At 41.2% G+C, this 20706-nt stretch carries 18 protein-coding genes and 1 other annotated feature; of the genes, 6 read left to right on the top strand and 12 right to left on the bottom strand.

Annotated elements, in window-relative coordinates:
- Positions 1–467: 467 nt before the first annotated feature.
- The 3 genes from clpB to rluD all read right to left on the bottom strand — a co-directional run bounded on the left by clpB (position 468) and on the right by rluD (position 4883).
- The gene (gene clpB, locus AAC147_RS19095) at positions 468–3041 is read right to left on the bottom strand and encodes an ATP-dependent chaperone ClpB (protein ID WP_047678679.1); all 2574 of its coding nucleotides are present in this window, start codon (positions 3039–3041) and stop codon (positions 468–470) included.
- Positions 3042–3170: 129 nt separating this feature from the next.
- Positions 3171–3902, bottom strand: coding sequence for a purine nucleoside phosphorylase YfiH (gene yfiH / locus AAC147_RS19100; RefSeq protein ID WP_047678682.1), 732 nt, complete (start codon positions 3900–3902; stop codon positions 3171–3173).
- A gap of 3 nt (positions 3903–3905) precedes the next feature.
- Positions 3906–4883, bottom strand: a complete 978-nt coding sequence (rluD, locus tag AAC147_RS19105; protein WP_047678684.1) for a 23S rRNA pseudouridine(1911/1915/1917) synthase RluD — start codon at positions 4881–4883, stop codon at positions 3906–3908.
- Between the two features lie 161 nt (positions 4884–5044).
- Between rluD and bamD the strand changes: the two genes are divergently transcribed.
- The 3 genes from bamD (at position 5045) to pheA (ending at position 7973) form a co-directional block, all read left to right on the top strand.
- Complete coding sequence (bamD, locus tag AAC147_RS19110; protein WP_187649549.1) at positions 5045–5767, top strand: outer membrane protein assembly factor BamD; 723 nt, start codon at positions 5045–5047, stop codon at positions 5765–5767.
- Positions 5768–6076: 309 nt separating this feature from the next.
- Complete coding sequence (raiA, locus tag AAC147_RS19115; protein WP_047678690.1) at positions 6077–6409, top strand: ribosome-associated translation inhibitor RaiA; 333 nt, start codon at positions 6077–6079, stop codon at positions 6407–6409.
- Positions 6410–6606: 197 nt separating this feature from the next.
- Positions 6607–6727 (top strand) — a sequence feature (Phe leader region).
- Positions 6728–6818: 91 nt separating this feature from the next.
- Entirely contained in the window at positions 6819–7973 is a 1155-nt protein-coding gene (gene pheA, locus AAC147_RS19120) for a bifunctional chorismate mutase/prephenate dehydratase (RefSeq protein ID WP_047678692.1), read from the top strand.
- A gap of 51 nt (positions 7974–8024) precedes the next feature.
- On the opposite strand, the gene tyrA is transcribed toward pheA, so the two are convergent.
- Positions 8025–9146 (bottom strand): bifunctional chorismate mutase/prephenate dehydrogenase, encoded by a 1122-nt coding sequence (gene tyrA / locus AAC147_RS19125; RefSeq protein WP_047678694.1) that lies wholly within the window; start codon positions 9144–9146, stop codon positions 8025–8027.
- 5 nt (positions 9147–9151) lie between these two features.
- Positions 9152–10246: a 3-deoxy-7-phosphoheptulonate synthase gene (locus AAC147_RS19130; RefSeq protein WP_047678696.1), complete on the bottom strand. Its 1095-nt coding sequence runs from the start codon at positions 10244–10246 to the stop codon at positions 9152–9154.
- Between the two features lie 499 nt (positions 10247–10745).
- Here AAC147_RS19130 and AAC147_RS19135 point away from each other — a divergent pair, with 499 nt between their 5' ends.
- Entirely contained in the window at positions 10746–12089 is a 1344-nt protein-coding gene (locus AAC147_RS19135) for an anaerobic C4-dicarboxylate transporter (RefSeq protein ID WP_047678699.1), read from the top strand.
- A 148-nt stretch (positions 12090–12237) separates the two neighbouring features.
- Here AAC147_RS19135 and rplS read toward each other — a convergent pair whose 3' ends face one another.
- From rplS to ffh, 5 genes are all read right to left on the bottom strand, one after another.
- Entirely contained in the window at positions 12238–12591 is a 354-nt protein-coding gene (gene rplS, locus AAC147_RS19140; RefSeq protein WP_047678702.1) for a 50S ribosomal protein L19, read from the bottom strand.
- A 65-nt stretch (positions 12592–12656) separates the two neighbouring features.
- Positions 12657–13409: a tRNA (guanosine(37)-N1)-methyltransferase TrmD gene (gene trmD / locus AAC147_RS19145; RefSeq protein ID WP_047678705.1), complete on the bottom strand. Its 753-nt coding sequence runs from the start codon at positions 13407–13409 to the stop codon at positions 12657–12659.
- Positions 13410–13443: 34 nt separating this feature from the next.
- Positions 13444–13992 (bottom strand): ribosome maturation factor RimM, encoded by a 549-nt coding sequence (gene rimM, locus AAC147_RS19150; protein ID WP_047678708.1) that lies wholly within the window; start codon positions 13990–13992, stop codon positions 13444–13446.
- Positions 13993–14010: 18 nt separating this feature from the next.
- Positions 14011–14259: a 30S ribosomal protein S16 gene (gene rpsP, locus AAC147_RS19155; protein WP_047678711.1), complete on the bottom strand. Its 249-nt coding sequence runs from the start codon at positions 14257–14259 to the stop codon at positions 14011–14013.
- 137 nt (positions 14260–14396) lie between these two features.
- Positions 14397–15758 carry a signal recognition particle protein gene (gene ffh, locus AAC147_RS19160; RefSeq protein ID WP_047678714.1) on the bottom strand — a complete coding sequence of 454 codons (1362 nt, stop codon included), beginning with the start codon at positions 15756–15758 and terminating at the stop codon, positions 14397–14399.
- A 215-nt stretch (positions 15759–15973) separates the two neighbouring features.
- On the opposite strand from ffh, the gene AAC147_RS19165 reads away from it, so the two are divergent.
- Both AAC147_RS19165 and AAC147_RS19170 read left to right on the top strand, forming a co-directional pair.
- The gene (locus AAC147_RS19165) at positions 15974–16765 is read left to right on the top strand and encodes a cytochrome C assembly family protein (RefSeq protein WP_047678717.1); all 792 of its coding nucleotides are present in this window, start codon (positions 15974–15976) and stop codon (positions 16763–16765) included.
- Between the two features lie 54 nt (positions 16766–16819).
- A complete protein-coding gene (locus AAC147_RS19170; RefSeq protein WP_047678720.1) occupies positions 16820–18118 on the top strand; it encodes an HlyC/CorC family transporter in 1299 nt (432 codons plus the stop codon).
- A gap of 122 nt (positions 18119–18240) precedes the next feature.
- On the opposite strand, the gene luxS is transcribed toward AAC147_RS19170, so the two are convergent.
- Both luxS and gshA read right to left on the bottom strand, forming a co-directional pair.
- On the bottom strand, positions 18241–18756 hold the full coding sequence (luxS, locus tag AAC147_RS19175) for an S-ribosylhomocysteine lyase (RefSeq protein WP_047678723.1): 516 nt from the start codon (positions 18754–18756) through the stop codon (positions 18241–18243).
- A gap of 171 nt (positions 18757–18927) precedes the next feature.
- The gene (gshA, locus tag AAC147_RS19180; protein WP_047678726.1) at positions 18928–20487 is read right to left on the bottom strand and encodes a glutamate--cysteine ligase; all 1560 of its coding nucleotides are present in this window, start codon (positions 20485–20487) and stop codon (positions 18928–18930) included.
- Positions 20488–20706: the final 219 nt, after the last annotated feature.

The raw sequence follows: 20706 nt of genomic DNA on the forward strand, positions 1-20706 counted from the left end.
GTTCGTAATGAATTAACTGTTTCAGTCACTCTTCAAGACTTTAATCTTTCTGGCCTTTCGGCCTTGTCGATAATGTCCTGCGAGTGCCCACACAGATTGTCTGATTAACTTGTTAAAGAGCAGGGCAACCGAACGTTATTTCTTTCTTCTTGCCTGAGGCTGTGTATCTTACGCTTTCCTCTCAGCGTGTCAAGCCTTTATTTTCGCGGCTTTCAGCTCTTGTCACGCTGATTCATTTGTGTATTCATCGTGACAACGGAGGCGCATTATAGGGACTTTTGTGATACTGGCAACAGTTATTTTAAAAAAATAACTCAATCGATCACTTATTATTCAAAATAAGCTTTTTAGATATATTTTTGACCTTACAAAGATTTTTTTATATTGCTTAACGACATTACTGCTCAATAATTGTCTATAAAAATAATTATCTATAGAACATCACAAAGTGAATTGAGTAAAAAATGTTATTGTCTTGCAATAATATGGTCATTTTCCAAATCTAATGTGACCAATTTACCTGGCATCAATTTCCCTGAAAGGATCTGCTGAGCTAGCGGATTTTCAATCTCTTGCTGAATAGCCCGTTTTAATGGACGTGCCCCATATACTGGGTCAAAACCAGTGTCACTCAGTTTTTCCAAAGCTGATGGAGTCATTGTGATTTGATAGCCACGTTCTTCCAAACGTTTATATAGACGCTGTAATTGGATATTCGTAATAGATTTCAGATGTTCTTTTCCTAGTGGATGGAATACAACAACTTCATCAACTCGGTTAATGAACTCAGGCCTGAAATGGCGGCCAACTATCTCCATCACCATATCTTTCATTCCTACATAATCCAGTGCACCAAAATGCTCCTGAATCATGTCTGAACCTAAGTTAGAGGTCATAATTACAACGGTATTACGAAAATCTACTGTTCTTCCTTGACCATCAGTCAAACGACCATCATCCAAGACTTGTAGCAAAATATTGAAAACATCTGGATGAGCTTTTTCAATTTCATCTAATAAAATGACAGAATAAGGGCGACGGCGCACTGCTTCTGTCAGATACCCCCCTTCTTCATACCCAACATATCCGGGAGGAGCACCCACTAACCTTGAAACGGCATGTTTTTCCATAAATTCAGACATGTCAATACGTACCATTGCATCGTCACTATCAAACAGGAAATTAGCCAACGCCTTGCACAACTCAGTTTTACCAACCCCTGTTGGTCCTAAGAACATGAAAGAACCTATCGGGCGGTTTGGATCAGATAGACCAGCACGGCTACGGCGAATTGCGTTCGATACAGCATCAACAGCCTCATTTTGCCCAATTACACGTTTGTGTAATTCATGTTCCATACGCAATAATTTATCTTTTTCACTTTCCAACATTCTGGATACAGGGATTCCCGTCCAGCGAGCAAGAATTTCAGCAATTTCAGCATCAGTCACTTTATTACGCAGCAGTCTCATTGGATGACTTTCTGCTGTGGTCGCAGCAGTAAGAAGTTTTTCTAATTCTGGAATTTTTCCGTACTGAATTTCCGACATTTTTGCCAAGTCACCGCTACGGCGGGCTTTTTCTAACTCAATACGTGCATTTTCTAATTCAGCCTTGATGTTTTGAGTACCAGTAAGCTCGGCTTTTTCTGCTTTCCACTCTTCTTCCAGCTCAGAATATTCTCGTTCTTTTTCCACCAGCTCTTCATTCAACATATCCAAGCGCTTTTTACTGGCATCATCCGATTCTTTTTTTAAAGCCTGCTGCTCAAGTTTTAACTGAATAATTCGACGTTCCAGGCGATCTAATGCCTCTGGCTTAGAATCCATCTGCATACGCAGACTAGCTCCAGCTTCATCAATTAAGTCAATCGCTTTGTCAGGTAACATACGATCAGAAATATAACGATGAGATAATGTCGCCGCAGCAACAATTGCTGGATCAGTTATTTGAACATGGTGGTGCAACTCATAACGCTCTTTAAGGCCACGTAAAATAGCAATGGTGTCCTCAACAGTAGGCTCCGCAACATAAACTTTCTGGAAGCGGCGTTCTAAAGCTGCATCTTTCTCAATATACTGACGATATTCATCTAATGTTGTCGCACCAACACAGTGCAATTCACCTCGTGCCAGTGCGGGTTTCAGCATGTTGCCAGCGTCCATAGCACCATCAGCTTTACCTGCACCTACCATCGTATGTAATTCATCAATGAACAGAATGACCGAACCTTCCTGTTTAGCGAGATCATTCAAAACACCTTTCAAACGTTCTTCAAATTCGCCACGGTATTTAGCTCCCGCCAACAATGCTCCCATATCAAGAGACAGCACACGTTTGTTTTTCAGTCCTTCAGGAACTTCACCATTAACAATACGTTGTGCCAGCCCTTCAACAATAGCTGTTTTCCCAACCCCAGGTTCACCAATCAGTACAGGATTATTCTTGGTTCGACGTTGTAATACCTGAATTGTTCGACGAATCTCTTCGTCACGTCCTATCACGGGATCTAACTTACCTTGTTCAGCCCGTTCAGTTAGATCAATTGTGTATTTTTTCAGGGCCTGACGTTGATCTTCAGCACCTTGGTCATTGACTTTTTCACCACCACGCATCTTTTCTATGGCCTCAGTGATTTTATCTTTAGTTGCTCCCGCAGCTTTCAATATGTCACTTAATGTGCCACGCTCTTCTAACGCTGCAAGAACAAAAAGTTCAGAAGAAATGAAATTATCACCTGCTTTTTGAGCAAGCTTGTCGCACAGATTTAAATAACGTCCTAATTCATTGGATACCTGCACATCACCGCCACTACCTTCCACTTTCGGAAATTTATCCAAAGCCAGGTTAATCCGATCATTCAAGTTACTCGTATCAATCCTTGCGGACATTAATAAAGGACGAACGGAACCTCCCTCCTGGTTAAGCAATGTGCTCATCAAATGGACAGGTTCAATGAATTGATTATCACGCCCTAATGCGAGAGATTGGGCGTCAGCGAGAGCAAGCTGGAATTTATTAGTAAGACGATCCAGACGCATAACACCTCCAATACTGGTCAGAATTTGCTACTGGAGATTAAATAAGGTCATTCCTTAAATATTCAAGGTATTCTGAAAAGTTAATTGGAGACTTTATGCTATGCACCAAAGATCGTCCTGCGAGATAGGTTATCTCAACCAGATTAAAGTTGCCATACGTCCGGTGATACCATCACGACGATAAGAAAAAAAGTTCTTCTCCTCGGAAACCGTACAAGCAGTGCCTCCAAAAACTTCATTTATTCCAATAGACTGCAACTTTAATCTAGCCAGTAAATAGATATTTGCCAAAAATTTAACACCATAAGGTGTAAAGGCTTGTTCCAGATTTGGATCGGTTGCTATAAAGGCGTCCATTACCTCGCGCCCGACTTCGAATTTTTCAGGGCCAATAGCTGGCCCCATCCATACACAGATCACGTCAGGTTTTGCACTGAATTGAGCTACCGTATTTTCCAGCACGCCGGCACATAATCCACGCCAGCCTGCATGAGCTGCTGCAACCTCATCTCCATTACTGGAGCAAAAAAGTACAGGCAAACAATCCGCTGTCATTACAGCACAAACCTGCCCTGCTCTATTTGTGTAAACAGCATCAGCCCGATTATCTTCCACTAATTGATCATCCAATCTGATGACACGTGTTCCGTGTACCTGATTCAACCAGATAGGTTGCTGCGGTAGATGAGCATGTTCAACTAAGAGTTCTCTGTTCTTCTCTACACATTCAGGGTCATCCCCAACGTGGCCGCCTAAATTCAGTCCATCATAAGGAGGCAGGCTGATACCTCCCGTCCGGGTTGTACTACATGCACCAACGCTTTCAGGTTGTGCCCAGTCAGGAAAAATTAGTGGTGCCATTACCTACCAATCCATCTCGTCTTTGAAAGTTTCAGCATCTGCCTTCATTACATCAATAAGTCTAACCATGTCATCCGGTAACGCTGCGTGCCATTCCATTTCAATACCTGTTATCGGATGATAAAGACGTAACATAGTGGCATGCAATGCTTGGCGATCAAAGTTGCGCATCACTTCGCGAAATTCTTCAGAAGCCCCTTTCAGAGGACGAGGCCGACCACCATATAGCGGGTCACCAACCAGTGGATGTTTAATATGGGACATATGCACACGGATTTGGTGTGTTCTGCCTGTCTCCAGACGCAAACGCAAACGGGTATGCGCCCGGAAATGCTCCATGATTCGGTAGTGAGTCACTGCTGGTTTACCCATTGGATGAACAGCCATATGGGTCCGTTTTGTTGGGTGACGGGATATCGGTTCCTCCACTATTCCACCCGCAGTCATATGTCCCAAAGCGATAGCTTCGTATTCACGGGTAATTTCACGCAATTGCAGAGATTCCACCAAACGAGTCTGCGCTGGTACTGTTTTTGCGACAACCATCAGACCCGTAGTGTCTTTATCAAGACGATGCACAATGCCAGCACGGGGAACATCTGCAATTTCAGGATAACGATATAGCAGAGCATTCAATATTGTACCATCAGGATTTCCAGCACCAGGATGTACAACCAAGTCACGTGGTTTATTAATGACCAGAATATCGCCATCTTCATAGACAACATTCAGTTCAATATCTTGCGGCTCCCAACGAGTATCCTCTTCAATAATAGTATCAATGGAAATTTCTTCGCCGCCCAATACTTTTTCTTTTGGCTTATTAATCAATTTGCCGTTAACCTGAACTTTGTCGTGCAAAATCCACTCTTTTATCCGTGATCTTGAATAATCAGGGAACAATTCAGCCAAAGCTTGATCTAAACGTTGACCAAGCTGGGATTCAGCGACTGTTGTATTAAGTCGTATTTGTTGTGCCATATATAATTTCTATATTTTACGTTGAGTTTTGACGGCGAGGCCGTTTCATTTAAAATAGTGTACTATTGTAACTCTATCTTTTGCCGGGAGCTTCACGGATAGTCCTTCGCGGATAGTCTCCCAGAAAACAATCAGAGGGTAATCAACACGTGATGATTCGCATGAAATATCTGGTGGCTTCGGCCACATTGAGTCTAGTTTTATCTGGATGCTCCAGCAACAAAGATGCTGTTCCTGATATCCCACCATCTCAAATTTATTCAAATGGGCAGGAAAAACTACAAAACGGTAACTATAAATTGGCTATTAAGCAATTGGAATCCCTTGATAACCGCTACCCTTTCGGGCCGTATTCTCAACAAGTTCAGCTTGACTTGATCTATTCTTATTATAAATCAGCAGAATTCCCTCTCGCGCTTGCATCTGCTGAACGTTTCATGCGTCTGAATCCAACCCATCCTAATATCGACTACGTACTGTATATGCGGGCTCTGGTATTACAAGCGATGGATGATAATCTCTTGCAAGATTTTTTGGGGATTGACCGTTCAGACCGTGATCCTGAAAATGCGCGGGCGGCTTTCCGCGATTTCAAACAGTTAGTGCGCTACTATCCTAACAGTCAATATGCTGCAGATGCTTATAAGCGTTTAATTTTCCTCAAAGAGCGTTTAGCTAAACATGAGCTTGCAGTTGTGCAATATTACACTAAACGTGGTGCTTATGTGGCAGTTGTCAATCGTGCAGAACAAATGTTACGTGATTATCCCGATACTCATTCAACCAGAGAATCTCTGCCTTACATGGAGAAAGCATATCAAGCATTAGGGCTTAAAACCGAAGCAGATAAAGTCGCAGCATTAATTGCAGCTAATCCGGTATAGAGTTTCAAAAAAGTATCAAATAACAAAAACAGCAGTTATCTGTATAGCTGCTGTTTTTTTAGCATCATTACCCAATGAAACCAATTTAAATTTTAGAATTGTTAACTGAGTTGATAATACCATAACTAATCGATAATGACGCATAACGCCGCTCTTAGCAACAAGTATTACCCATATCTTTATTGTGAATCACAGTTTCACCAATCCACTTCTAAATCTCCGAATAAAAGTGATTTAGATCATTCTTTTTCCGTAAAAGAGCGTTATGCTGAAACCATCGAAGACGGAGTAACATAAAGAGGTAACTATATGTTAGTAAACATTACCAGTAAACAAATGGAAATTACCCCCGCAATTCGTAGCCATGTAGAAGACCGTCTAAACAAGTTGAATAAATGGCAAGTTAATCTAATCAATCCACATATTGTACTTTCAAAAGAACCCCAAGGATTCCTGGTTGATGCCACAATCGGCACACCAAATGGTACATTAGTTGCCAGTGCCAAACATGAAGATATGTATGCAGCTATCAATGAGTTGCTGACAAAATTAGAACGCCAACTTAATAAAGTTCAGCATAAAGGAGAAGCTCGCCGAGCAGATCATAGTGTGAAAGAGTCCAATCTTAATTTAGAGATATAACTACCGTTTTTATTTTCTTAGCGCGCTCAATGAGCGCGTTTTTACTGACTTTACCCCCTTTCGATACCCCGTGGGTTCCAAGATATAACGAATAAAACTGCAACTTAAAAAAACAACGGGTATGTTGACATACCTCGCCAAATAGGTTAATTAAAGAACACTATTCACTCTGCAAAAAATAAGATACATACAGACGATATGATTGCTACCTTGTTCTTCTCCTTTTTCTTTTTTGTCTTCCCATGAGGAGGTTTTTCGTTTAAAAATAAAAAGAAGACGAACAGAAAAACCTCCCTACCAATGGGAGGTTTTTTTATTTTATAGGCCACAACTTATATACCCAATAGACTTAAAACTGTAATTTGAAAGATAAAAATTATTTCTATAATAAAAATGTCAGGAATATACTATGGAACGAGATTTAATTAACCTTCGTCAAGAAATTAGCGATATTGATGCAGATTTACTGGATCTACTCGCAAAACGCCGACAATTGGCCAGCGACATTGCACAAACCAAACTTCTCGATCATCGCCCGATAAGAGATAAAAACCGGGAACGGGAACTATTGGATGTGTTAATTAATAAAGGTAAATCTCGAGGGTTAGACGGATTTTATATTACCCGCTTGTTCCAAATGATCATTGAAGATTCTGTATTAACACAACAAGCATTGTTACAACAGCATCTGAACCAAACACCTTATGATACCGCCAGGATTACCTTTCTTGGCCCCAGAGGCTCTTATTCTCACCTTGCCGCTCGCCAATTTTCAGCACGCCATTTCAATCAATTAATTGAATGTAGCTGCCACAAATTTGCAGATATCTTTTCATTAGTGGAACTTGGTCAAGCGGATTACGGTATTCTGCCCCTCGAAAATACCAGTACCGGAGCAATCAATGATGTTTATGATCTATTACAGTACACCCCATTGTCTTTGGTCGGGGAGATCACTCTACCTATCAACCACTGTTTACTGGTTGCCCAAGAAAGTGATACTTCGAAAATAAAGACGGTATACAGCCATTCCCAACCTTTCCAACAATGCAGCCAATACCTCAATCAATTTCCAGACTGGAATATTGTCTACTGTGAAAGTACAGCTGCTGCTATGCAGAAAGTAACCGAATTGAATTCCCCAGAAGTAGCAGCATTGGGAAGTGAAGCCGGGGGAGCGCTTTACGGTCTACAGGTTTTAGAAAATACTCTGGCAAACCAACAAAACAACAGCACTCGGTTTATTGTTGTCGCCCAAAAACCTATTGAAGTATCAGATCAGGTTCCCGCTAAGACAACTTTTATCATGTACACAAGACAACAGGCAGGTGCTCTGGTCGATGCACTCATTATCTTAAAAAAACACGATATTATTATGAGTAAATTGGAGTCACGCCCAATAAACGGTAAACCATGGGAAGAGATGTTTTATATTGATGTTCAGGCCAATTTGCGCTCTATGAAAATGCAACAAGCGCTTAAGGAACTATCTGAAATTACTCGCTTCTTGAAAGTATTGGGGAGTTATCCCTCAGAAAACGTGATCACAGTAGATCCATTCTAAGATAGAAAACCGGATGGCAACATCCGGTCTCCTTTCTCTATATTCAAGCTATTATACCCGGCTATCATTGGCTTGCTGTAAAAGCGTTCTACTTTCTTTCATAAATCGATTAGCCTCATCACCAAACCATTCACTCACCTGATTAAAACTCGTAATGAACGCTGTTTTGTCCTTATTCTCCAGTAATTCCAAGGCTTGTCCGAAGCTCTGGTGATAACGACGGATCACCTCAATATTTTCAGGACTGGACATAATAATATCCGCATATAACTGCGGATCTTGCGCAAATAACCGTCCAACCATGGCGAGTTCCAGCCGATAAATAGGTGAAGACAGTGATAATAATTGCTGTAAGTCGATATTTTCTTGTGCAAGATGTCGGCCATAAGAAAACGTCGTGAAGTGACGTAATGCCTGAATAAAACTCATATTTTTATCATGCTGTTCCGCACTGATTTTATGTAATCGTGCACCCCACACCGATATTTGTTCCAAAAACCATTGATATGATTCTGGCTGGCATCCATCACAGTAAACAACAACCTGTTTAGCAAAACTTCCCACATCAGGCCCAAACATCGGGTGTAATCCCAAAACTGGTCCTTTATGCACATCAAGCATAGCCTGAAGTGGTTTCTGCTTAATAGAAGCCAAATCTACTAAGATACATTGTTCTGGCAAAGGTGGTAATCGATGGATAATCGCTTCAGTTAAATGGATTGGTACGCTGACGATGACCATACCAGCATCAGCTAATATATGTTCAGCCTGATCCCAATCATCTGCCTCAAGGATCCGAACTTCATAACCAGACAAGGTCAGCAAACGATTAAATAACCTTCCCATCTTCCCAGAACCACCAACAATAACGATAGGCCCCATTTGAAGGTTGAGCTTTTTAAACCCCTTATCATTTTCACTAACATAGGATTCCCGCATAATACGGCGCAGAATATCTTCAATTAAGTCTGGAGAGATCCCCAATTTTTCTGCTTCTTGACGGCGAGAAGCCAACATGCTGGCCTCCCGTTCAGGTGCATAAATAGGCAAGCCAAGTTGACTCTTAATTTCCCCCACTTCCGCTACCAGAGCCATGCGCTTAGCCAGTAAGCTCAATAAAGCCTTATCTACCTCATCAATTTGCTCCCGCAATTGAGATAATTCTGCTGCCATATCAATTATCCTGCCTGTTGCATCATTATGTTACGTTTTGATAAGTGAGGTTTGATTTGCCGATGTAACTTTCTTAATAACTGTTCAGTCATTTGCCAACTGATACAAGCATCAGTTACTGAAACTCCATATCGCATTTCAGAACGAGGTAATTCTGAAGACTGATTCCCTTCATTAATATGGCTTTCCAACATAATACCAATAATGGATTGATTTCCGGCCATAATCTGTTCAGCAACAGAATCCACTACGACGCTTTGGCGGCGAAAATCTTTATTAGAATTCCCATGACTACAATCAATCATCAATGATGGCACCAAACCCGCCCCAATCATTTGATTTTCGCAGTCATACACATGTTCAGGGCTATAATTAGGTTCTACCCCACCACGCAAGATTACATGACCATTCGGATTCCCCTGAGTCTGTAGCAGACAAACTTGGCCTGACTGATTTATTCCCATAAAGCGATGTGGCATAGCAGCGGCTTTCATGGCATTAATGGCCGTATTTAAATTACCATCAGTGCCATTTTTAAAACCTACTGATACAGATAACCCTGAGGCCATCTCACGATGAGTCTGGGATTCTGTTGTTCTTGCTCCGATTGCTGACCAACTGAAAAGATCGCCCAAATATTGAGGGTTATTAGGATCAAGAGCCTCATTTGCCAATGGCAATCCCATTTCTACTAAGTTCAGTAATAAATGGCGGGCGATATGTAATCCGGCATCCATATCAAATGATCCATCCATATAAGGATCACTAATTAAACCTTTCCAACCAACTGTGGTGCGGGGTTTTTCAAAATAGACGCGCATAACAATATACAGACAATCACTTAGTTCGGCAGAAAGTGATTTCAAGCGATGAGCATAATCAAGGGCAGCTTCTACATCATGAATGGAACACGGGCCGCATACTACCAACAAACGAGGATCATTGTGATGGATGATATTAGCAATAGTATTACGTGCGTTTGTAATGGCATGCAGATCGCTGCTACTCAATGGATATTTTTGCTTCAGCTCTTCTGGTGTAATAAGAATCTGTTCATCAAGAATATGAATGTTATTAAGCGCATCTTTTTGCATGATCATTTTTCATACCTGTTTTGTTTGTCTGTTTAACGTTGTTTTTGATGTTTGGCAAATAACATACCATGCTTCGTAAAGATTACAATCCGATTGTTTATATTTTTTTACGAAAACGTAAATAAATGTTTACACGATATTGTTTCAGTAATTAAATTTAATAAATATATTAATAATTTCAATAAATTTTAATTTTCACAATAAATATATTAGAAATCATTAATGTTAACAACAAGATCATAAAATTTTACAATATCATTCACAATAGAAATATTTTATTTACTATTCATGATTTATTTATAATGAAGATAAATTACTTTAAAAATCATGTGATAAAAATAAGATCTTAATCCCATTTTTATATTTGTATTTTCATAATATTAATATGTATTTTTTTGTGTTGGATTGAAACTATAAAACAACACTTATAAAGAATAGCTGAATAACACTGCTTAAAGCGGCTGATTATCAGCTTTTATTTCTTACTCATTTATTAAGGACAGATATGATAACGCTGCAATTTGCCATAATAATTATATGCTTATTGATAGGTACGCGTTATGCGGGCATGGGATTGGGGCTGATCAGTGGTATTGGACTTTTTATACTGACATTTATTTTTGGATTGGAACCAGGTAAGCCACCAGTTGATGTGATGCTCACTATTCTTGCAGTTATCGGTTGTGCATCCGTGTTGCAAACTGCCGGCGGGCTAAACGTCATGATGCAATGTGCTGAACGTCTTCTACGCCGCCATCCGCAACATATTACTATCCTGGCTCCATTGACGACATGGATGTTAACGTTCCTCTGTGGTACTGGTCATGTGGTCTATACCATGTTCCCAATCATCGGTGATATTGCCTTAAAAAAAGGGATCCGCCCTGAACGTCCAATGGCTGTTGCTTCTGTTGCCTCTCAGATGGCAATCACAGCTTCTCCCGTTTCTGTTGCCGTTGTTTCTTTAGTGTCAATTATTGCTGCCAGTCATGGTATTGGGCGTACTTACGGAATCTTAGAAATTCTGGCAGTTTCAATTCCTGCATCACTGACAGGAGTAATACTTGCTGCATTATGGAGTTTGCGTCGTGGCAAAGATTTGGATAAGGATGAAGAATTCCAAGAAAAAATTAAAGATCCCAGACAACGTGAGTTTATCTATGGCAGTTCAGAAACCTTATTAGATCAAATATTTCCTAAACAAGCTTACAGAGCAACCTGGATCTTCTTCGCTGCAATTGCAGTAGTAGTATTGTTTGGTGCATTTACAGAATTACGCCCTTCTTTCGAAATCAAAGGAGAATTAAAACCGCTTTCCATGAATCTGGTTATCCAGATGATGATGTTAATTGCTGGCTCTATTATCTTAATGACATGTAAGGTCAAAACCAGTGAAATCGCCAATAGTGCCGTGTTTAAAGCAGGAATGGTTGCGATCTTCTCGGTCTTTGGCGTAGCATGGATGAGTGATACGTTTTTCCACACCCATTTAGGCGCACTGAAGCTGGTATTAGACGATGTCGTACAAGCAAGCCCCTGGACTTATGCGTTAGTATTGTTCCTGGTATCAAAGTTGGTTAACAGCCAAGCCGCAGCTTTAACTGCAATCGCGCCAATGGGATTACAACTTGGTGTTGATCCTAAACTTTTAATCGCATTCTTCCCGGCGGCCTACGGCTATTTTGTTTTACCCACCTACCCTAGTGATCTAGCATGTATTGGATTTGACCGCTCCGGGACAACAAGGATCGGAAAATTTATCATCAACCATAGTTTCCTTGTTCCGGGCTTGATTGGTGTCTGCAGTGCTTGTGCTGTGGGGTATATTTTAGTGAGTACTTTTATGTAATCGGCTCTGTATGCTCATAACATAAAAAAGTTCACAAAAATATCTCGCTGATTGCGGATTATTTATTTTTCTGCAAAAAGCCGGATAAATAAAAAGGCCGGAAAAATTCCGGCCTTTAACGATAACTTTCGGATGTAGCAAAAGCGTATTATTTAGCGTTCAGACGCTCTTTAATACGAGCCGCCTTACCAGAACGCTCACGCAGGTAGTACAGTTTAGCTCTGCGAACAGCACCACGACGTTTAACGCTGATGCTGTCTACGACTGGGGAGTGAGTCTGGAATACACGCTCAACGCCTTCGCCGTTAGAAATCTTACGAACAGTGAATGCAGAATGCAGACCGCGGTTACGAATCGCGATAACCACGCCCTCGAATGTCTGCAGGCGCTTTTTAGAACCTTCAACGACCCATACCTTAACTTCCACGGTGTCACCCGAACGGAATGAAGGTACGTCTTGCTTCATCTGCTCTTGTTCAAGTTGTTTAATAATATTGCTCATAATAACTCTCTTACCCTAGGTAAACTGATATATCAAAGACATTCCTTCATAAGGATATGTCTGGATTAATTCGTTGCTTGATCCTGATATTCCCGTTGGAATTCAGCCAGCAACATCCTTTGCTCGTCAGTCAGAGCTAGGTTTTCTAGAAGTTCGGGCCTTCTTAACCAAGTGCGGCCAAGCGATTGTTTCATGCGCCAGCGATTAATTTCTGCATGGTTTCCTGATAGTAAAACAGGCGGAACTTCCATCCCATCCAACACTTCAGGGCGGGTATAATGCGGACAATCCAACAGCCCATCAGCAAACGAGTCTTCCTCTGCCGATGCCTGACGACCCAATACTCCAGGAATAAACCGAGATATAGAATCAATCATTGCCATAGCCGGGATTTCTCCCCCACTGAGAACGTAATCACCAATAGACCATTCTTCGTCAATTTCGGTTTGGATGACACGCTCATCAATACCTTCATAACGACCACAAACCAGAATTAATTTCTTGTTTGCCGCCAGTTCACAAACTCCCTGTTGATCAAGTTTGCGCCCTTGAGGTGATAGATAAATCACCTTTGCATCAATACCTGCCGCAGTTTTGGCTGCATGGATGGCTTCCCTTAATGGTTGCACCATCATCAGCATACCTGGACCACCGCCATAAGGGCGATCATCTACAGTACGATGCCTGTCGTAGGTAAAATCCCTTGGACTCCAGCAATCGACACTAAGCAGGCCATTTTTCACTGCCCGACCAGTTACCCCGTAATCGGTTATTGCGCGGAACATTTCAGGAAACAGGCTAATCACCCCAATCCACATACAGCGTCCCACTCCTAAACCGTTTTACCGGAGATTAAAAACCAGGATCCCAATCTACTTCAATAGTTTTAGTAGCTAGATCAACTTTCTTGATAACCTGCCCATCAAGAAACGGTACTAACCGCTCCTTGATACCGAATGCATCTTTCAGGTTTGCCTTTATTACCATGACATCGTTAGACCCTGTTTCCATCATATCTTGGACGGTTCCAAGGTTATAACCAGCCGTATTAATTACCTGACACCCCATAAGGTCTTTCCAATAATAATCACCGGCTTCTAGTTTTGGTAATTTAGATGAATCCACCACTAATTCGCAGTTAGTGAGTAAATTCGCAGCTTCCCGATCATCAACACCTTTGATTTTGATGATCATATCCTGATTGTGGTATTTCCACGTTTCCAGCTCAATGTGTTGCCATTGACCAGCTCTCTGGATAAACCACGGTTGATATTCAAAAATGTCTTCGGCTTGTTCGGTGGAAGAAAAAACTCTGAGCCAACCACGTATGCCATACGCTGACCCCAGTTTCCCCAACACGATTGGATCAACAGGGTGCTCCAGGCCAGATTGTTTGCTCATTGTTACCACCGCGACAGATTAAGCTGCTTTTTTAGCGTCTTTGATCAGTGCAGCAACACGATCAGACACAGATGCACCCAGACCAACCCAGTGTTCGATACGGTCCAGATCTAAACGCAAAGCTTCAGCTTTCCCTGATGCGATAGGGTTGAAGAAACCAACGCGCTCAATAAAGCGACCATCACGCGCATTGCGGCTGTCAGTCACTACTACTTGATAAAACGGACGCTTTTTTGCGCCGCCACGAGCTAAACGAATTGTTACCATAACATCCTCATTAGTTAGCAAAACAACCAGACTCCATCGAGGAATGGAGTCCGGCTGTCCATTAAAAAGCCCGAAAATTTTACTCACTTTGGCGCAAAAAGCAATCCAAAGAGCATTTTCTTTCGAAATTTTGTTGATTATCGCCCCATAAGCCCAGGTGGCAACATACCTTTCATGCCACGCATCATTTTCGCCAGGCCACCATTCTTCATCTTTTTCATCATGCGCTGCATTTCATCAAACTGTTTCAGTAAGCGGTTGACATCCTGCACCTGTGTACCTGACCCCATTGCGATACGACGTTTGCGTGAACCTTTGATAATTTCTGGTTTCTCACGCTCTTTGCGGGTCATTGAGTTAATGATGGCTTCCATTTTAACCAGAATTTTGTCATCCATTTGGGATTTAACAGCATCAGGGATCTGGGACATACCTGGCATTTTGCTCAACATGCTTGTCATGCCCCCCATATTGCGCATTTGTTTAAGCTGTTCGAGAAAATCATTTAAATCAAAACCATCCCCTTTCTTCAGTTTTGATGCCAGCTTTTCCGCTTGAGTGCGGTCAACCTTACTTTCAATCTCTTCAATCAGTGAAAGCATATCCCCCATTCCCAGGATCCTGGATGCGATACGATCAGGATGGAAAGGCTCCAAGGCATCAGTTTTTTCACCGACACCAAGGAATTTAATTGGCTTGCCTGTGATATGTCGAATAGAAAGAGCGGCACCACCACGAGCATCACCATCTACTTTGGTCAGAACAACCCCTGTTAGTGGCAGTGCTTCATTAAATGCTTTTGCTGTATTCGCAGCATCCTGCCCCGTCATTGCATCGACAACAAACAATGTTTCGATAGGATTAACCGCAGCGTGAACTTCTTTAATTTCATCCATCATGGCTTCATCGACATGCAGACGTCCTGCGGTATCGATCAAAAGCACATCGTAGAATCTCAACTTAGCGTGTTGGATTGCTTTGTTGACAATATCAACTGGTTTTTCTTGCGGATCTGATGGGAAAAAATCAATTCCAACAGTTTCAGATAATGTTTCAAGCTGTTTGATCGCTGCCGGACGGTATACGTCAGCAGAAACCACCAAGACTTTTTTCTTATTTTTTTCTTTTAGCAGCTTACCCAATTTTGCAACACTGGTTGTTTTACCAGCACCTTGCAAACCTGCCATAAGAACCACAGCGGGAGGTTGTACAGCAAGATTTAGCTCGCTGTTTACCTCTCCCATCGCCTTCACTAGTTCATTTTGAACAATTTTGACGAATTCTTGTCCAGGAGTTAGACTTTTATTAACTTCGTGCCCTACCGCGCTTTCTTTGACTCTTGAAATAAAATCACGCACTACAGGCAATGCAACATCTGCTTCAAGTAAAGCCATGCGAACTTCACGCAGCGTATCTTTAATATTATCTTCAGTCAGCCGTCCACGACCGCTGATATTGCGCAATGTGCGCGATAGTCTGTCAGTTAAATTATCAAACATTGTCTCAGCTCAGATATCTACAAGTGGGTCTACCTGTAAGGCAAATTTAGCGGATTATAACACGATGATGATGTAATCTCTGCAAAGAGATTCCCAAGTATAGCTAACAATGGTTGGAGGCTATCTCTGCTGACGGTATACTTGAATTTTGAGTTAACTTTAGCACTATTAACTCTAACACTTTTTCTAACACTATTGCGAAAACGAAAAACTTTATGCAGGTATTTTCAATCATTGCCTTACTTGCTTATCTCATTAGCCTGATGCTTATCGTACCGGGCTTATTACGGCAACAAAACAGCTATCAAAAACTGGCTCTATTTTTCGCAACTGTTGCACTGATCAACCATGCGATAGCCTTAAAGTATCAGGTTTTTCATGTCAGCAGTGGCCAAAACCTAACTCTATTGAATTTAGGCTCTATTGTCAGTTTACTCGTCTGCATTATTATGACTATTGTTGCCTTTCGTGGCCGTGCATGGTTTTTACTGCCCATTATTTACAGTTTTGCCATGATAAATTTGATTCTGGCCAGTATGGTGCCTGGAGAATTCATTACACATCTTGAGAAGAGTATCGGGCTATTTATACATATTGGGTTAGCATTACTTGGGTATGCCACTCTACTTATTGCCGCACTTTATGCATTACAGGTTGGTTGGCTGGATTATCGACTGAAAAAGAAAAAACTGACTTTTTCTTCTGGCATGCCTCCATTAATGGCCATTGAACGCAAAATGTTTCGCATTACCCAAATTGGCGTAATCTTACTAACATTGACGTTATGTACAGGCATCATGTATATGGATGATATTTTCAATAAAGAAAATATGCATAAATCGGTTTTGTCTATCATTGCATGGTTTATCTACGTCATCCTGCTCTGGGGACACTATCATGAAGGATGGCGCGGCAAACGTGTCATTTGGTTCAATCTGATTGGTGCATTTATCCTGACGCTTGCTTTTTTCGGCAATCGGTTATTACAGGAATTCTTGATTTATTAAGCAGTAAACAATCACTGTAGCCAGTTTATATAAACATTAGGAAGGAATTCTGCTTTGGAGCATGTCTCAACAGGCACATTAATTATTATTCTTGTCATCATGGTTATCATTTCTGCCTACTTTTCTGCCTCAGAAACTGGCATGATGACAATAAACCGTTATCGCTTACGTCATTTGGCAAAACAAGGTAGCAATTCCGCGCGGAGAGTCGAATCACTACTCAGCCATCCTGACAGGCTAATCAGCCTGATTCTGATCGGTAATAACCTTGTCAATATCTTGGCATCTTCATTGGCTACCATTGTTGGCATGCGCCTTTATGGTGACGCAGGGGTTGCGATTGCAACCGGTATACTGACCTTCGTGATTCTGGTTTTTGCTGAAGTTATGCCCAAGACTATCGCAGCGCTCTACCCGGAAAAAATTGCATTCCCAAGCAGCTTTCTGCTGCGACCTTTACAAAAGATCATGCTGCCTCTCGTTTGGGCATTTAACAAGATTACTTTGCTGTTTATGCGTTGTCTGGGGATCAAAGTTTCCGACATTCGCAATGATGCGGTTAGCAAAGATGAGCTTCGGACGATTGTGAATGAATCAAACACCCATCTCTCGCGCCGCAATCAGGATATGCTTATCTCAATACTGGATCTTGAAAAAGTCACCGTTGGCGACATCATGGTGCCCCGTAATGAGATTGTTGGAATTGATATTAACGGTGACTGGAAATCTGTTATACGGCAGTTGACTCATTCACCACACGGCAGAATAGTGTTGTACCGGAATTCTCTGGATGATGCTATTGGTATGCTACGAGTACGTGAAGCCTACCGTCTGATGATGGAGAAAAAGGAATTCACGAAAAAGAACTTGATCAAAGCAGCAGATAAAATTTACTTCATTCCCGTTAGTACTCCATTGAATACCCAGTTAGTTAACTTCCAACGTAATAAAGAAAAAGCAGGCTTAATCGTTGATGAGTATGGCGATATCCAAGGATTAGTCACTGTAGAAGATATTTTGGAAGAAATTGTCGGAGAATTTACCACTTCTATGTCTCCTACTCTGGCAGAAGAAGTCTTACCACAAAGTGATGGCACTGTTTTAGTTGATGGCACCGCCAATATCCGTGAGTTAAACAAAGCATTTGGCTGGACATTACCCGCTGACGGGCCAAGAACAGTGAATGGTATGATCCTGGAAGAGTTGGGCGAGATCCCCGAATTGAATGTTCAGGTACAAATTAATGAGTACGATTTTGAAATTCTTTCTGTGAATGACAATGTTATTAAAAAGGTACGTGTAATTCCGATGAAACAGGAAAAAGAGAAAGTATTAAAATCCAGTAAAGAATAACTCAAAGTTGCAAATCTGGCCGTAAAACAAAATTTTTACGGCCAGTATCGTATGCAATATCAGTTATAATTCCTTGAAAAAATGCTTTTCAAAAAACATTACAACAAATTAGCACCGTTCTACTACACTTGTAATTCAACCAGTTTTTCTTCCGGCAAAGCCAGTTCATCATTTTGGTTAATACGAACATCTGCATCAAGAATGTGGCGAGCGATATCCTGTGCTTCTTGCAGAGAGTGCATCTGATACGTACCACATTGATAAATATTCAACTCAGGGATTTGCTTCTGATCCTGAACTTTCAATACATCAGCCATAGCGGCTTTCCAAGCTTCCGCTACTCTAAGTTCAACTGGTGCACCAATCAAGCTCATGTAAAAACCAGTACGGCATCCCATTGGAGAAATGTCGATAATTTCAACACCATCACCATTCAGATGGTTACGCATAAAACCGGCAAACAAATGTTCAAGTGTATGAATTCCCCTTTCCGGCATGACCTCTTTGTTAGGAATGCAAAAGCGTAAGTCAAATACCGTGATAGTATCACCATGGGGTGTTTTCATCGTCTTAGCAACTCTAACGGCTGGCGCAGACATCCGGGTATGGTCAACTGTAAAACTGTCCAATAAAGGCATGATCCTACCTCCTCAGGCATCAGATTTTTTGCAAAAATTTTTTCAAATAGATGAAACCTTTTTATTTACGGCTGGTCTTAAGATATGAAGACGCGCAAAATTGTTATCATCCTTATTTTTCTAAGAGACTTTATTTAGTTTCGGCCACCAAATGGTGGCCATTTTTCTTTTCTAAGACTCAGCATGTAATTTTAGATAATCTTCAAAACTTATGCTGTCTTGTTGCTCCAGATAATGTTGCCGTTCTACCGAAACTTTACGTTCCACAGAAAAACGCTCATCATTCAATATACTATACGGTTCATTGACCAGTTCCAGATAATACTTGTTTGCCAGTTCTAGACCAAAGCCAACAATCCCTTGAGTTTTCATTCGATCTAATACACGAGCTGAAAATGTTAATGATGGATCCTCAAACATACCAACCAACTCTCTACAGACTGACTGATATTGCGTTCCAGAGCAACTATCCAAAACCTCAGCGACACGCTCTAAATCTGCGAATAACTCTTGTCCAACTATCTTCAGTGGCTGCTGCTTCGCTCCACAGCCAATACCAATATCCAAGTTTGGTCTGCGTCCTTCCAGGATCACCTTATTCCAATTTTTACGACAACAGTCCAACTCTTCATCGCTCATTTCAGGTGAATCCGCGACAGCACACCATATCAAGAATAGATCGAGAAAACGGAGCTGTGTTTCATCAACACCAATCGCTGTGAACGGGTTTATGTCCAGAGAACGAACTTCTATATATTCTACACCACCACGAAGTAAAGCATCGGAAGGTGATTCCCCTTCTCCGGTTACCCGTTTAGGACGTATCGGTGCATATAGTTCATTTTCTATTTGAAGAACATTGGTATTGAGTTGTAGGTATTTACCCTCTTTTTTAAGCCCCAGATCTGCAAATTCTGCTGATGGCTTATGAATTGCGTTTTTCAAGCCCGCAACATACGTATGAAGATTGTTGAAAGTAATATTCAGATCACTCTGTGATTTGTTGGTATACCCCAAATCACTCATCCTCAAAGAAGTCGCATAAGGTAAGTAACTAGTTCCTTTTTCGGTCTGTTCAAAGGATAGCGCAGTATCTCTTCCACGTAAAAATGAAGAGCAAATCGCCGGGGATGCACCAAACAAATAAGGGATTACCCAACCAAATCGGTAATAATTACGGATCAGTTTAAAATATCCGTCCGAAATTTGTTCTTTTCCGCTTTCAGCATCTTTTACACCTAACCACGCCTGCCAGAAACTTATCGGCAATGAAAAATTATAGTGCACGCCAGAGATAGTTTGCATTAATGCACCATAACGATTTTTCAATCCCTCTCTATACAGGGTCTTAAAGCGCCCTATATTGGACTTGCCATATTGCGCCAGAGTGATGTCTTCTTCTTTATCAATGAAGCATGGCATACTCAAAGGCCAGGTTTTTTCATTTATCAGATTTTTCGCAGTATATCGATGTAAATCTTTAAGAAAATCAAGGGTTCTTTTTATATCACTATCAACAGGAGTAATAAACTCCAATAAAGATTCAGCAAAATCGGTTGTAATCCATTTATGTGTTAAGGAAGCACCAAGTGGTTCTGGATGCTTTGTCATAGCTAAATGACCATCTGGAGTAACACGCAAAGTTTCACGTTCAACACCGCGACAAATACCATCTAAAACGGTAGGGTTTGCCTCTAACCATGACAATGCTTTTGATACATCCGGGATCAATTTGACCTCCCGTGGAGTTTTAAGAAGATTATTACTGAGCGTTTACTTTATATCAAACAAGTCAAGTTGTCGCTGATTACATAGTCCTGATGATATGTTATTGAACGAATTATAATCGTCGAATGGTAAAGAAAATATAATGTATAGCAGAATAAAAATGAAAAACCCCTGTCTTAATAAGACAGGGGTTTACTCAAAATGGCGCATCCGGGAGGATTC

This window comes from Xenorhabdus sp. NBAII XenSa04, from assembly GCF_963866145.1.
Lineage (GTDB): Bacteria > Pseudomonadota > Gammaproteobacteria > Enterobacterales > Enterobacteriaceae > Xenorhabdus > Xenorhabdus indica.